A 14404-nucleotide genomic window follows, 5' to 3' on the forward strand; every position below is an offset into this window, starting at 1 on the left:
CGGGCGCGCCGCCGCTACCCGCCCCACAACTTTACTCGCACAATGTGCTTAAACCCCCCGTTTCACCCCCACATTTCGCACGAATGGCGCCCCGCGCGGCCGGATGCTGGCCGCGTGCGCCGGATGCAGGCTGCGTGCGCGGTCGCGACGCGGCCAGCCTCCTGAATTCAGGAGTCTTCGAGCTCGGATGGCCGTGGGCGCCTGAATTCAGGAGCCGGCGGTCGCGTGCGGCCGGAGACTCCTGAATTCAGGAGTGGCCTCGCCGGTGGGGAGTGGGCTGCGGCCGGTGGGGAGGGGGCTTTGGCCGGTGGGGAGGGGGCTTTGGCCGGTGGGGAGTGACCCGCTGGCAACTCCGGAGCTTCCGAGGCCGCGCCGCGCTTTTCCCCGGAGTTACGGTGATTCGCGCGGAGTGTCGGGGGGATTCTCCGGAGTAGCCGATCGTCCGCGCAGCGGTTGCGCGCTGCCGGCCGGGTTCCGGATGCCCGGACGGGAGGTGCGCGTTACTCCGGAGGAGACAGGTGCGGGCCGCCGAAACGCGAGCAACTCCGGAGGACGCGAGCCGTACGGCGCGACATCTCCGGAGGAGCGAACATGCGTGCGGGCATCCGGGACGTGCATCCGGAAATGGGCGCGGGCATCCGGGCGGGGCATCCGGGACGTGCATCCGGGGCGGGCGCCTGCGGAGCCGCGGAATCCGAAGCGGAGTCGGGCGGAAAGTGCTGCTCAGGCTCGGTTTCGCGGCGATTTTCGCAGCGACAGGCCGGATGCATAGCGCAAAACGGCGTCGGAGCCGGCGCGACACGATCGCCCAGAAAGGGGGGTTTGTACCCCGGTCTGTCCTCACTATTGTGGACATAGAGAGAGCTACCCGACCGCGCGACCCGAAAGCGCGGGCTCTTCAAACGAGGACACATACCCGATCATGAGTTCTACAAGTTCATACACCCCTGCCCGAAAACGACAGCTCGGCGCCGAAAAGCGCACCGAACCGCTGCCCACCGTTCATCCGAAACCCTCCGATCGCAAGATCACGTTCAGCCGTGTCGCCATCGTGCTCACCGTGCTGTTCTGGGTGATCTACCTCGTGACGACGATCATCCGTCAGTTCCTCGACAGCGGAACCCAGAACTTCCGCTTCACGATGGAAGCCGTCGGCTACCTCGTGGTGGTCACGTTCCTGACGTTCTCCGCGCTGATGTACCTCGTCGCCCGCCAGGGGGCGCTGCAGCGGTTCAAGAAGCACGTGCGCGTTCCCCGCGCCGAGCTCGACCGCCACTTCGCCTCCAACCAGCCGTCGATCACCGTGCTCGTTCCCTCCTACGCGGAGGAGCCCGACGTGGTCCGGATGACCCTCCTCTCCGCCGCCCTGCAGGAGTACCCGTCCATGCGGGTCGTGCTGCTGCTCGACGACAACCCCGACCCGACCGACCCCGCCGTCGCCGAGCGGCTGAACGCCACCCGCGCGCTGGCGGACGACATCACCGCGCTGCTCGCCGAGCCGCGCACTCGGTTCACCGACGATCTGCTGCGCTACGAGCTGACCAGTGACGAGACCTTCGTCGCCCCGCACACCGCGCTCGAGCTCGCCTCGGAATACTCCTGGGCCGCCGCATGGCTGCACGGACAGGCCGACGCGCACAGCGTCGGCGACCACGTCGACCTGTTCTTCGCCGACCAGGTGCTGCGCGCGCTGGCCGACGAGCTCGCCCTCATCGGCGAAGCGGTCGAGGCCGCCGTCGCCGACGGGGCATCCCTGTCGTCCGAGCGGGTCGCACAGCTCTACCGCCGGCTGGCCTGGACGTTCGACGCCGACCTCGCTGTGTTCGAACGCAAGCAGTGGGCATCCCTCTCGCACGAATCGAACAAGGCGATGAACCTGAACGCCTACATCGGCCTGATGGGCGGCGAATACCGCGTCGAGGAGACGCCGGACGGCCCGATCCTCACCCCGGTCAGCTCGCGCCGCCCCGGCGACATCGTGATCCCCGACAGCGACTTCCTGCTGACGCTCGACGCCGACTCGATCCTGCTCCGCGAGTACTGCCTGCGCCTGACCTACTTCCTGCAGCAGCCCGACAACGCCCGCGTCGCCGTGACGCAAACGCCGTACTCGTCGTTCCGCGGCGCCGGCACCCGCATCGAGCGCCTCGCCGGAGCGACCACCGACATCCAGCACATCCTGCACCAGGGGATGAGCTACTACGGCGCCACCTTCTGGGTGGGTGCGAACGCGGTGATCCGCAAGCGCGCGCTCGAAGACATCGTCGAGACCGAGTTCGTCGGCGGCTTCGAGGTGCGCCGGTACATCCAGGACCGCACCGTCATCGAGGACACCGAGTCGAGCGTCGACCTCGGCACCCACGGCTGGACCCTCGTGAACTACCCGGAGCGTCTCAGCTACTCGGCCACCCCGCCCGACTTCGGCTCGCTGATCGTTCAGCGCCGCCGCTGGGCCAACGGCGGGCTGCTCATCCTGCCGAAGCTCTGGCGCCAGGTCCGTGAGCGCAAGCGCCGCGGCGAGCTGGTCTCGCGCACCGAGCTGCTGCTCCGCGTCAACTACATGGCGTCGATCGCGTGGGCGAGCTTCGGCCTGATCTTCCTGCTGGCGTACCCGTACGACGGCCGCCTGCTCAGCCCGGTCGTGCTGCTCGCCGCCCTCCCGTACTTCATCGCGATGGCCAGCGACCTGCGCCACGCCGGCTACAAGGCGAGCGACGTGTTCCGGATCTACGGCTTCAACCTGATCCTGCTCCCGGTGAACCTGGCGGGTGTCCTCAAGTCGATCCAGCAGTCGCTGACCGGCAAGAAGATCCCGTTCGTGCGCACCCCGAAGGTCAAGAACCGCACCGCCTCGCCGCTGCTCTACGTGGTCACGCCGTTCCTGATCGTCGCGTTCTCGGTGTTCACGCTGTGGCGCGACATCAACGCTCAGAACTGGGGCAACGCCGCGTTCGCCGCCTTCAACGCGAGCCTCGCCGTCTGGGCGATCGTCTCGTACATCGGTGTCGGCAACGCGATCGTCGACGTATGGCTCGGCCTGACCCGGCCGCTCTACGTGGAGAAGACCCGCAAGCGCGCCGCCGAAGCCCCGCAGCCCGCCGCCGACACGATCGACTGGCGTTCGGTGCTGTACCACGGCCACGCGGGCGGCGACCTGCCGCACGCCGACGCCGTCCACCGTTCCGCGTTCGCCGAGAAGCAGGCCGCCTGATGTCGCGCCGCAAGCGGGAGTCCTCGGCTCCCCAGACTCGTGACGCCCAGGCGCCGTCCGGCGGCAACGGGGAAGGCGGCCGTCGCCTCTCTCCGCTGCGCGTGATCAGCGCCTTCCTGGTGGCTGTGGTCGTGATCGGCGGTGGCGTGGTCGGCTTCCAGTGGTGGAGCGCGAAAGCCTCCGTCGACGTGAAGCCGTGGTTCGCCTCCTACGTCGACGTCACCGCCACCCCGCGGTTCGCCTTCGAGAATCTCGGCGCCACCAAGACCCAGGATGCCGTGCTGTCGTTCGTCGTCTCGTCGACGTCGAACCCCTGCACGCCCACCTGGGGCACCGCGTACACGCTCGACGAGGCCCGCGGCTCGCTCGACCTCGACCGGCGCATCGCGCGGTTGCAGCAGCAGGGCGGCACCGTCGCGGTGTCGTTCGGCGGCCAGCGCAACGACGAACTGGCGGTCGGATGCACGGACGAGTCGTCTCTCAAGGCGGCATACGCGTCCGTGGTCGACCGCTACGACGTGGGAACCATCGACCTCGACCTCGAGGGCAGCGGACTCTCCGACCCTGCTGCGAACACCCGCCGGGCATCCGCCATCGCCGCTTTGCAGCACGAACGCCGCGACGCAGGCAAGGGCCTGGCCGTCTGGCTCACCCTGCCGGTCGCCCCGAGCGGCCTGATCTCCGACGCGACCGATGCGATCGACGCCATGCTCAAAGCCAAGGTCGACATCGCCGGCGTCAACGTGATGACGATGGACTTCGGCGCCACGAAGGACGCCAAGAAGTCGATGGCGGTCACCGCGGAACAGGCCGTGTCCGCTGCTCAGCACCAGCTGGGCGTGCTCTACCAGCTGAACAAGACCCACCTGAGCGATCCGAGCCTGTGGGCCAAGATCGGCGCCACCCCGATGATCGGTCAGAACGACGAAGAGGCCGAGGTGTTCTCGCTCGCCGACGCCAAGGCCTTCAACGCCTGGGCCACGTCCAAAGGTGTCGGCCGCATGTCCATGTGGTCGGCGAACCGGGACAAGACCTGCGGGTCGAACTACGTGGACACCTCGGTCGTCTCCGACTCCTGCAGCGGTGTGAGCCAGGGCAAGACCACCTTCGCTTCGGTGCTGGCCAAGGGCTTCGACGGGCACATCTCGCTCGGCGAGTCGGCCGTGACCACGGCCGAGCCCGCCTCCACGGACAGCGTGAAAGACGATCCCGCCCACTCGCCGTACGCGGTCTGGGATGCGGCGAACTCGTACCTCAAAGGCACGAAGGTCGTCTGGCACCACAACGTGTACGTGGCGAAATGGTGGACCAAGAGCGATGTCCCGGACAACCCGGTGCTGAACGCGTGGGAGACCCCGTGGCAGCTCGTCGGCCCCGTGCTGCCGGGCGAGACGCCCATCCCGCAGCCGACCGTGCCGGCCGGGACCTACCCGGCATGGAACGGAACGGCGCCGTACGAGAAGGGCACCCGCGTGCTCTTCGACGGCGTGCCGTTCGAAGCCAAATGGTGGACGCAGGGCGACAGCCCCGAGGCCGCCTCCGCCAACCCGGACTCGTCGCCGTGGAACCCGCTGACCCAGGACGAGATCGACAAGCTGCTGGGTGGTGCCCCCACCACCCAGTGAGAGACCCGGCGGCGGGATGCCGCAGCGTGCGCCCCCCGGTGCGCCGCGCATCCCGTCGCCGTTCCACCCGGACTCCGCTGCGGGGTGGAGTTCAGGGCGTCGCGCCCCGCGATCGACGGCTGCATTGTGCGCCGGCGGTACACGGGCGCACGCCGTGTCGGCGGGGCGATGTGCGCGTTCGGGTAGTGCACACGGAGCCCCGCCGGCACGCTTGGCGCAGTGCGCGCCGACCCGCGGCCGATACGCGGTGCGGCACGCGCCGTATGCGTGGTTGATACGCGGCGCGGCGCGCTGTGGATACTGTTAGAAAGCGGGAAGGAGTGCGCCAGACGTGAACCGCGTGACCATCGCCGGGCTGGCCGCCCAGCTGCAGCTGTCGAAAGCCTCGGTCTCGTACGCCCTCAACGGTCAGCCGGGAGTGAGCGACGAGACCCGCCGACGCGTGCTCGAACTCGCCGACGAGCTCGGCTGGCATCCCAGTTCGAGCGCTCGCGCGCTGTCGCGGTCGCGGACGGATGCGATCGGCATCGTCCTCCGCCGCGACCCGAGCCTGCTGGGCACCGAGCCCTTCTACATGAGCCTGCTCGCCGGCGTCGAGAGCGCGCTTGCTGAGACCGACCAGGCCCTGCTGCTGCGGATGGTCGGCACGAAACCCGGGCAGGACCTCGACACCTACCGCCGCTGGAGCGCGGAAGGACGGGTGGATGGCGTGCTGCTGTTCGACATCGCCCTCGACGATCCGCGGCCGGCGCTGCTCGACAAGCTCGGGCTCGCGTTCGTGCTGCACGGCGCCCGGCCGCAGATCGCTCCGGGGCGAGTGCTCGTCTACAACGTGCGGGGTGACGCCACCCTGCTCGTCGAGCATCTGGCCTCGCTCGGCCACCGCGACCTGCTGCACGTGACCGGCCCGCTCGACTTCGAGCACGAGCACGACCGCCGGGCCTCGATCGAGGCGTGCGCGCTGACACACGGCATGCGGCCGATGTTCGTCGAATCCGATTACAGCTCGGAGGCGGGGGAGCGGATCGTCTCCGCGCAGCTGCGCGAGCATCCGGAGCTCACCGCGGTGATCACGTCGAACGACCTGCTCGCCTTGGGCGCCTCGACGGCGCTCGACCGGCTCGGGCGCGACGACGTCGCCCTCGCCAGCTGGGACGACTCGCTGCTCTGCCGGCTCGGCGCCCGGCCGATCACGGCGCTGGCGCGGTTTCCGGAGGAGCAGGGCCGGCGTAGCACCCAGCTGCTGCTCGACAACCTGCGGGGGCTGCCGCCGGAGCACACGCGTGCGCGTGCGAGCGAACTGGTCGTGCGCAGCACGAGCATCCCGGTCCCGGTGCGCCGCTAGCCGCCTGGCCGAGGCCCGCCCGGCGAAAATGCCGGAGGAGGGGCGGCTGACCCCCATGCGGACCTAGACCGAATAGTTATCGTCTCGATATCGTTGTAGGAAATCACCTTGACAACTGAACCGGTTCAGTTAGCATCGACGCGTGGTGTTCTGCGCCACCGACCAAGAGACAAGGGAGTCACTATGAGAAAACGCGCCATTCTCGCGGGTGCCATCGCCGCCGCGATCGGCCTCGTCGCAGCAGGGTGCAGCGGTTCCGGAGGATCCACCGGGAACGCCAGCGGATCGACGATCACCTACTGGGCCAGCAACCAGGGGACCAGCCTCGACAACGACAAGCAGGTCCTCACCCCGGTGCTCGACGACTTCACCAAGCAGACCGGCATCAAGGTCAAGCTCGAGGTGATCGGGTGGAACGACCTCCAGACGCGCATCCAGACCGCCGTCACCAGCGGGCAGGGTCCGGACGTCCTCAACATCGGAAACACCTGGGCCGCATCGCTGCAGGCGACCGGCGCGTTCCTGCCGTTCGACGACGCGAACATGAAGGCCATCGGAGGCGCGGACAAGTTCGTCAAGACGGCTCTCGACACGGGTGGCGCGCCCGGCAAGACCAAGACGAGCGTTCCGCTCTACGGTCTGGCTTACGGCCTCTACTACAACAAGGCGATGTTCACCGCAGCAGGAGTCCAGCCGCCCACGACCTGGGAAGAGCTCGTCACCGTCGCCAAGAAGCTCACGACCGGCGGCAAGTTCGCCTTCGCTCTGGCGGCCGGCAGCTACACCGAGAACGCGCACTTCGCGTTCATCAACGCCGCACAGAACAACGCAGAGCTCTTCGACTCGAAGGGCAACCCGACGTTCACGTCCGACGGCGTCGTGTCCGGCATCAAGCGCTACCTCGACCTGATGCAGGCCGACAAGGTCGTCAGCACAGGCAACGCGCAGTACGACAACGGCGTGCAGGCGGTCAACGACTTCGCCAAGGGCAAGGTCGCGATGATCCTCAACCAGAACAACGCCGACTCGTCGATCGCCGCCAACGGCATGAAGTCCGACGCCTACGGTGTGGTTCCGTTCCCGTCTCCCGAGGGAGGCGCGGCTGTCGCCAGCCACGTCGCCGGCATCAACCTGTCGATCATGAAGAACACCAAGAACAAGGATGCGGCGCTGCAGTTCGTCAAGTACATGACCAGCGAGTCCACCCAGACCACGCTGGGCAAGCCGTACGCCTCCCTTCCGGTGCTCAACGGGGCGAAGGCCAACTTCACCGACAACGCTGAAGAGGCTGCGACCTTCCAGAAGATCTACAACACCATGTCCAAGCCGCTTCCGCTGGTTCCGGCCGAAGACCAGTTCGAGAACACCGTCGGCAAGGCGATGAACGACATGTTCGCCAAGATCGCCACGGGAGGGACGGTCAGCGACAGCGACATCAAGGCCGCGCTGCAGACGGCGCAAGACCAGGTGAAGCAGTCGATCGGATAGCGTAGCCAGCGCATCCGCCGGTCGGAGCGGCTCACGACGCGACACCCGCCCGCGAGCCGCTCCGGCACCACCAGACAATCCCCGAGGTTTAGGATCCACATGTCGACGACGACATCTGCCGGAGGCTCCCTCAGCGCCCCGGCCGCCACCGAACTCGCGGTGACAACCACCCCTCCCCAGAAGCGCAAGCGCAAGAAGGGGTGGTGGATTCCGCTGGTGCTGCTGGCCCCGGCGATCATCTTCGAGATCTTCATCCACGTCATCCCGATGCTCACCGGCATCTGGATCAGCTTTCTCCAGCTGACGAAGTTCTACATCGCCAACTGGAGCGAGGCCCCCTTCGTCGGTTTCAAGAACTACGCTGTCGCCCTCGACTTCAACAGCTCCATCGGCGCCGGACTCCTGCAGTCGTTCACGGTGACCGTCGGCTTCACGATCCTCGTGGTCGGCATCTCCTGGGGGATCGGGATGTCCGCGGGCGTCGCGCTGCAACGCAAGTTCGCCGGCCGCGGCTTCTTCCGCACCCTGTTCCTCGTGCCGTACGCGCTGCCGATGTACGCGGGCATCATCGCGTGGAAGTTCATGCTGCAGAAGGACACGGGAGCGGTCAACCACTTCCTCTACGACAACCTGGGGCTGCCCGGCGACAAGCCGTTCTGGCTGATCGGCGGCAACGCCTTCTGGTCGATCGTCATCGTCGCGATCTGGCGTCTCTGGCCGTTCGCCTTCCTCATGCTGATGGCCGGACTCCAGAGCATCCCCGAGGAGGTCTATGAGGCCTCGGCGGTCGACGGAGCCAAGCCGTTCCGCACCTGGCATGCGATTACGCTGCCGATGCTGCGCCCGGTCAATACGGTGCTGCTGCTGGTGATGTTCTTATGGACGTTCAACGACTTCAACACACCGTTCGTGCTGTTCGGCAACGCCCAGCCCGCGGCCGGCGACCTCATCTCGTTCCACATCTACAACGCCTCCTTCCTCACCTGGAACTTCGGCTCCGGCGCCGCGATGAGCGTGCTGCTGCTGATCTTCCTGCTCATCGTCACCGGCATCTACCTGCTGGTCATCAACCGGAGGTCGCGTCGTGCGTGAAACTGCCTCGTCCAAGACGTTCCGCTGGGTCGTTCTGTTCATCCTGACGATCTTCACCGCCGTGCCGGTCTACGTGATGATCACGTCGTCGGTGAAGTCGCTTCCGGATGTTCAGGGAGCCTTCACCTGGTGGCCCGAGCACATCACCTTCCAGCCGTACATCGACATGTGGTCGACCGTGCCGCTCGCGTCGTACTTCGTCAACTCGCTGATCGTCGCCGGCTCCGCCACCATCGTCTCGCTGATCATCGCGGTCTTCGCCGCGTACGCCATCTCGCGCTACCGGTTCCGCGGCCGCACGGTGTTCAGCACGACGGTCCTGTCGACCCAGATGTTCCCGGGCGTGCTGTTCCTGCTGCCGCTGTTCCTGATCTTCGTGAACATCAACCAGGCGGTGGGCATCCAGCTGGTCGGCACGCGGTTCGGCCTGGTCATCACCTACCTGACCTTCGCCCTGCCGTTCTCGATCTGGATGCTCGCCGGGTACTTCGACGGCATCCCGCGCGACCTCGACGAAGCGGCGATGGTGGATGGCAGCGGCCCGATGGGCGCCCTGTGGCACGTCGTGCTGCCCGCCGCCAAGCCGGGCCTGATCGCCGTGGCCATCTACTCCTTCATGACCAGCTGGGGTGAGGTGCTGTTCGCATCCGTGATGACGACGGACGAGAACAGGACCCTCGCCGTCGGTCTGCAGCTGTATTCGACCCAGACCAATGTGTACTGGAACCAGATCATGGCGGCATCGCTCGTGGTGAGCATCCCGGTCGTCGTGGCGTTCCTGCTGCTGCAGCGGTCGTTCGTCGCCGGACTGACGGCGGGTGCCGTGAAGTAGTACGCGCTCTTCCCGTCCGACCTTCTCCCGTTCTGTTCGAAAGGCATCATGGAACGCCATTCCCCCCTGCTCGCCGTCGAGGGAGCCCCGGCCATCTGGCTGGGCGCCAACTTCTGGTCGCGAAGCGGCGGACCGCTCATGTGGACGCGCTACGACCCCACGATCGTGCGCCAGGAGCTGCAGGTCCTCGCCGACCACGGCCTGAACATGACGCGCTCGTTCTTCTACTGGCCCGACTTCCACCCCACGCCCGACACGATCGACGAGCAGTGCGTCGAGAACTTCCAGGACTTCCTGGATGCTCACAGCGAGGTCGGGATGACGACGGTGCCGACCTTCCTCGTCGGCCACATGTCGGGGGAGAACTGGGACCCGGCGTGGCGGGACGGGCGCGACCTGTACAGCGACGTCTGGTTCGTCGGGCGGCAGGCCTGGTACGTGCGGGAGCTGACGGCGCGCTTCGCGGAGCATCCGGCGGTGGCTGGCTGGCTGCTCACCAATGAGGTGCCGATCTATGGGGGAGAGGCGCCGCGACCGCTGGTGGCCGCGTGGGCTTCGCTGCTGGTGGATGCCGTTCGTGCCGGTGGCGGGACGCAGCCCGTGTCCGTCGGCGACGGCGCCTGGGGGATCGAGACCACCGGGCACGACAACGGCTTCTCGTCGGTCGACCTCGCCGCCTTCACCGACTTCGTCGGGCCGCACGTGTACCGGATGGAGAGCGACCAGATCCGGCAGCACCTGAAGGCCGCGTACGTGGCCGAGCTGTGCGGCATGGTCGGGCTACCCGTCATCATGGAGGAGTTCGGCGTGACCAGCGACTTCGTGTCGCCGTCGGGAGCCGCCTCCTACTACCGGCAGCTGCTCTACAACACGCTGCTCGCCGGCGCCACCGGGTGGATCGCCTGGAACAACACCGACTACGACGACCTCGTCGCGCAGCGGCCGTACTCGCACCATCCTTTCGAGATGCATTTCGGCATCACCGACTCGACCGGGGCGCCGAAGCCTCCGCTGCTCGAGCTGGCGCGGTTCGCCTCGGACCTCGCGGCCGTCGACGTCGCCTCCGTGACGCGGGCGCCGGTGGATGCAGCGCTCGTCGTTCCGTCGCACCTCGCCGCCGACTACCCCTTCACCCAGGAAGCAGAGCGCGCCCTGATCGTCGCGGCGGGGGAGCAGGCGTACGTCGCCGCGCACGAAGCGCACGTGCCCGTGGCCGTCGTGCGCGAGGCGGAAGACGGCGGCATCCCGGCCGGCTACGGACTGTACCTGCTGCCCTCGGTCAAGCAGCTGTGCGGGCCGACCTGGTTGCAGCTGCGCTCGCTCGCCTCATCCGGCGCCACCGTCTACGCCTCCTACTGCGTCGGCGACGTCGGCGTGCAGCGCGGTCCGTGGTGGTCGTACACCGAGGAACTCTTCGGCGTGCAGCGCGAGTCCGCCTACGGCCTCGTCTCGCCGGTGCTCGACGACGAGGTCGTCGTGCGGTTCGTCGAGCCGTTCGGTTCGCTCGATGTCGGCGCCGAGCTGCGGTTCACCGTCGCCGGGAACGAGCATTCGCGCTCGTACATGCCCGTGACCGTCACCACCGGCACCGTCATCGCCGTCGACGCCCACGACCGCCCCGTCCTCGTCTCGCAGCAGCACGGCTCCGGCCGCGCCGTGCTCTCCACCTACCCGTTCGAGTACTTCGCCTCCGCCCTGCCGCGCGTCAACCCCGAGGAGACCTGGCGCCTCTACGACGCCCTCGCCGTCGTCGCCGACGTCGAGCGCGACGTCGTCCTCGACGACCCCCTCGTCTTCACCGACACCCTCGTGCACGTCGACGGCCGCCGCTTCGTCTTCTTCGTCTCGCAGCATCCGGAGCCCGCGACCGTCACGCCGGTGGTCGCCGGATCGTTGCGGACGCTGGGCGGGGACGCCGCGTCGTCCGTCTCGCTCGACGCCTACGGCGTCGAAGTGCGCGAGCTCGTCTACGAGTAGGGCGGGCGGGCTGGTGGTGCGCCGGCTGTGGCGCGAGCTCTCGCCCGGACACGCTAGTATGGTCAAGTTGCTTTCGGACTCCACTCTGGAAGCAACTTCGGGCTGTGGCGCAGCTTGGTAGCGCACTTGACTGGGGGTCAAGGGGTCGCAGGTTCAAATCCTGTCAGCCCGACGTAACGCAAAAATGATGAGGGAGAAGCCCCGCGAAGCGGCTTCTCCCTCATCATTTTTGCGTTACTCGCTGCTGACTATTGGGGTCCCCGCCGCGAGGGGCCCCGGGCGTCGATGAACGCGAAGCGTGAGGCGGCGTTCGGGGGAGCGTGTGGGGCGCAGCCCGACGTAGAACAGCGCGCCTGGAACCGTTGTTTTCCTACTGTGGGGTGTCCGTCTCTGAGCGGACGAGTGCCGCCCATTCGTCTTCCCACCGGGTGATTACCTTTGCGGTACGTACCGCGTATACCCCGGTTTTGCCGATGTATTCGTTGGCGACTTTCTTTGCGGCCTTCTTTTCTCTGGCCTGATCCGCCACGGAGTAACGGCATCGTGCATCTCGTCAAGCGAGGTCAAGCGATTGCGTGTGGTGGCGGTTCCGGGCACCCGTTCGAGCAAATCGCGCGTCAGCTTGTGGATCGTTCGCGTGAGCTCCGTGTTCTCTTCGAGCAGTTTCTCCTGCGCGATGAAGTCGTGGTCTGCCTTCGCCTGCTGGAATGAGGCCTGGCGGGGACTGGCCGATCATGACGAACGCTCGAGAGGTAGATCGCTTCGAGCGATGCGATGAGCGTGTGGGTCGGCCACGGACTCTTCTCGAGTGAAGCCCGAGCACCCTCACCGCGCCCGACGTTTGAATGCGGTTCCCGTCCCGACGACTGCCGAGACGGGAACCCGTGGTCTAGGGCTGAAGCACAAGTTTTCCGGTGGTCCGGCCAGACTCGAGAAGGCGGTGCGCACGAGCAGCCTCCGAGAGGGGAAGCACCTGTACGCTCGGCGCGCTCACTTCACCGGAGGACACCCAACCAACAAGCCGCTGAAGAGCCGCGACTGTCTGCCCGGGGCGCTCCGCAAACCACGTACCGAGGTTGAATCCGATCAAGGACTGGCTCGGCGCGGGATCGTACAGCAACTGCTCGAGTGCCTTGGTGTCGAGGCCGTTGACTGAGCCGCTGACCGAGCCGTAGACAACAATCCGGCCGAAGGGGGCGAGGACGCTGAGTGTCTCGCCGAGCCGGATGGGCCCGCTCATTTCCAGGGCGACGTCAACGCCGCGCCCGTTGGTGATGGCTCGAACGTCGTCCATCCACGTCGCGGTGGTGTAGTCGACGACGTGATCGGCTCCGAGCTGCAGGGCGATGTCCCGCTTCTCGGAGGTGCTGGCGCCCGCGATGATGGTTCCTGCGCCGAGCTGCTTCGCGATCTGCACGGCATAGCTGCCGACGCCACCCGCGGCCGCCGGGATGAACACGGTTTCGCCTTCTCGAAGCTTGGCGAGGTCGGCAAGGATTACCGTTGCCGCCAGCCCCGAGACGATGACGCCCGATGCGGTAGCGAGGTTGAGGCCGCCGGGAACGGGAATGACGTTGTACGCGGAAGCGACCGCGAGTTCCGCATAGCCACCCGAAGTGTCGGAGCCGACAGTTCCGAAGACGTCTGTTCCCACGACCGGGCTCTCGACCCCGTCTCCGACAGCGACAACTGTTCCCGCAACCTCAGCCCCTGGTACGAAAGGCAGGGAGGTCGGTACGGGGTAGACGTCGCCGCGTCGCCGCATGACGTCGGAGAAATTGACGGCTGCTGCTTTGACTCGGATCAGCACTTCTCCCGGGCCCGGTGTCGGATCGGGCAGCTGCACCTCCTTGAGTACCTCGGGTTCGCCCTGCTCGGTCATCTGAATTGCTCGCATTGCAAAGGTGCCCTTCTTGTCATTTGCGTTGGAACATTAACTGTTCGAGACAGGTAACCTGAGATAGTTACAGCGTATTCCAGCCCCTCCGACGCTGTTCGGCGCAGGTGTTTATCTACTAGCGTTGTCTGATGGGTATCGATCAGAAGCAGTGGGAACGAGCTCGGTCGTCAACAGCGGCCGAGGGCGCGCCGATCAGTAACGCGCTCATCCAAGTCACCCGAATGCACATGATGGTCGCCCGCCAGCTGCTGAAGAGACTTGGGCTTCACCCTGGCCAGGAGCTGCTGCTGATGCACTTGTGGGACTCGGGCGCGCAGCGGCAATCTGTGTTGGCCTCCATCTTTGCTACGGACTCAGCCGCGATGACCCGGACCGTGCAGCGCCTTGAGAACGCAGGGCTCGTAGAGCGTCGCTCGGATCCGACCGATGGGCGGGCAACGCTTGTCGCAGCGACGGCGGCCAGCCAGCTCATCCGGCAGGGACTCGAGAATGTGTGGACCGAGTTGGAATCGTTGACGGTTCGGGACATGACTGAGGAGGATCAGGAGCGCCTCATGACGGGTTTGATCGCTCTCGAAAAGAACCTGTCGGCCGTCATTACTGAATCCTAAAGACGGTACGAGTCGTGCGCGGCGTCGGTATGGATCCTTACCAGGTTATGGTCAACCGTCGGCGGGCTGCGGCGAATCGTGTCCGGCATGAACCCGAGACGGCCGGGCAGCCAGTCCGCCGCCCTTGCCGTGGCTGGCGCGGTTGTCGCTACAAAGTCGTTCGAAGTCACCGTCGCGTAATTGACTCACCGGCCGCGACGTCGACGCGGTCTAAGGACCTAAAGAGAACAAAGGGTATAAACCGCCAAACAAGGCATGGTCGGATACGGGTCGCATCTGGATCTCGCCGAGACGGTGACCAGCTCAAGATCCACCGCGTCATG

The 14404-nt window shown here is 66.6% G+C and carries 9 protein-coding genes and 1 tRNA gene; 9 read left to right on the forward strand and 1 reads right to left on the reverse strand.

Going from position 1 to position 14404, the window contains the following annotated elements; genetic code table 11:
- The first annotated feature begins 922 nt into the window (after window positions 1–922).
- The 8 genes from ACFVV5_RS09345 to ACFVV5_RS09380 all read left to right on the forward strand — a co-directional run bounded on the left by ACFVV5_RS09345 (window position 923) and on the right by ACFVV5_RS09380 (window position 11742).
- Window positions 923–3211, forward strand: a complete 2289-nt coding sequence (locus tag ACFVV5_RS09345) for a glycosyltransferase family 2 protein (RefSeq protein WP_387242393.1) — start codon at window positions 923–925, stop codon at window positions 3209–3211.
- On the forward strand, window positions 3211–4836 hold the full coding sequence (locus ACFVV5_RS09350; RefSeq protein WP_387242396.1) for a chitinase: 1626 nt from the start codon (window positions 3211–3213) through the stop codon (window positions 4834–4836). The genes ACFVV5_RS09345 and ACFVV5_RS09350 overlap by 1 nt, the downstream gene beginning before the upstream one ends.
- Window positions 4837–5167: 331 nt before the next feature.
- A complete protein-coding gene (locus ACFVV5_RS09355) occupies window positions 5168–6181 on the forward strand; it encodes a LacI family DNA-binding transcriptional regulator (protein ID WP_387242399.1) in 1014 nt (337 codons plus the stop codon).
- Window positions 6182–6364: 183 nt separating this feature from the next.
- The gene (locus ACFVV5_RS09360; protein ID WP_387242402.1) at window positions 6365–7669 is read left to right on the forward strand and encodes an ABC transporter substrate-binding protein; all 1305 of its coding nucleotides are present in this window, start codon (window positions 6365–6367) and stop codon (window positions 7667–7669) included.
- Between the two features lie 99 nt (window positions 7670–7768).
- Window positions 7769–8761: a carbohydrate ABC transporter permease gene (locus ACFVV5_RS09365; protein WP_387242405.1), complete on the forward strand. Its 993-nt coding sequence runs from the start codon at window positions 7769–7771 to the stop codon at window positions 8759–8761.
- Window positions 8754–9593 carry a carbohydrate ABC transporter permease gene (locus tag ACFVV5_RS09370; RefSeq protein WP_387242407.1) on the forward strand — a complete coding sequence of 280 codons (840 nt, stop codon included), beginning with the start codon at window positions 8754–8756 and terminating at the stop codon, window positions 9591–9593. The genes ACFVV5_RS09365 and ACFVV5_RS09370 overlap by 8 nt, the downstream gene beginning before the upstream one ends.
- 48 nt (window positions 9594–9641) lie before the next feature.
- Window positions 9642–11570: a cellulase family glycosylhydrolase gene (locus tag ACFVV5_RS09375; RefSeq protein ID WP_387242410.1), complete on the forward strand. Its 1929-nt coding sequence runs from the start codon at window positions 9642–9644 to the stop codon at window positions 11568–11570.
- Between the two features lie 98 nt (window positions 11571–11668).
- Window positions 11669–11742, forward strand: a tRNA-Pro gene (locus tag ACFVV5_RS09380).
- A 717-nt stretch (window positions 11743–12459) separates the two neighbouring features.
- On the opposite strand, the gene ACFVV5_RS09385 is transcribed toward ACFVV5_RS09380, so the two are convergent.
- Complete coding sequence (locus ACFVV5_RS09385; RefSeq protein ID WP_387242413.1) at window positions 12460–13452, reverse strand: zinc-binding alcohol dehydrogenase family protein; 993 nt, start codon at window positions 13450–13452, stop codon at window positions 12460–12462.
- A gap of 146 nt (window positions 13453–13598) precedes the next feature.
- Between ACFVV5_RS09385 and ACFVV5_RS09390 the strand changes: the two genes are divergently transcribed.
- Window positions 13599–14081 carry a MarR family winged helix-turn-helix transcriptional regulator gene (locus tag ACFVV5_RS09390; protein ID WP_387242416.1) on the forward strand — a complete coding sequence of 161 codons (483 nt, stop codon included), beginning with the start codon at window positions 13599–13601 and terminating at the stop codon, window positions 14079–14081.
- Window positions 14082–14404 lie beyond the last annotated feature (323 nt).

Source organism: Leifsonia sp. NPDC058248 (assembly GCF_042881905.1).
Classification (GTDB): Bacteria; Actinomycetota; Actinomycetes; order Actinomycetales; family Microbacteriaceae; genus Leifsonia.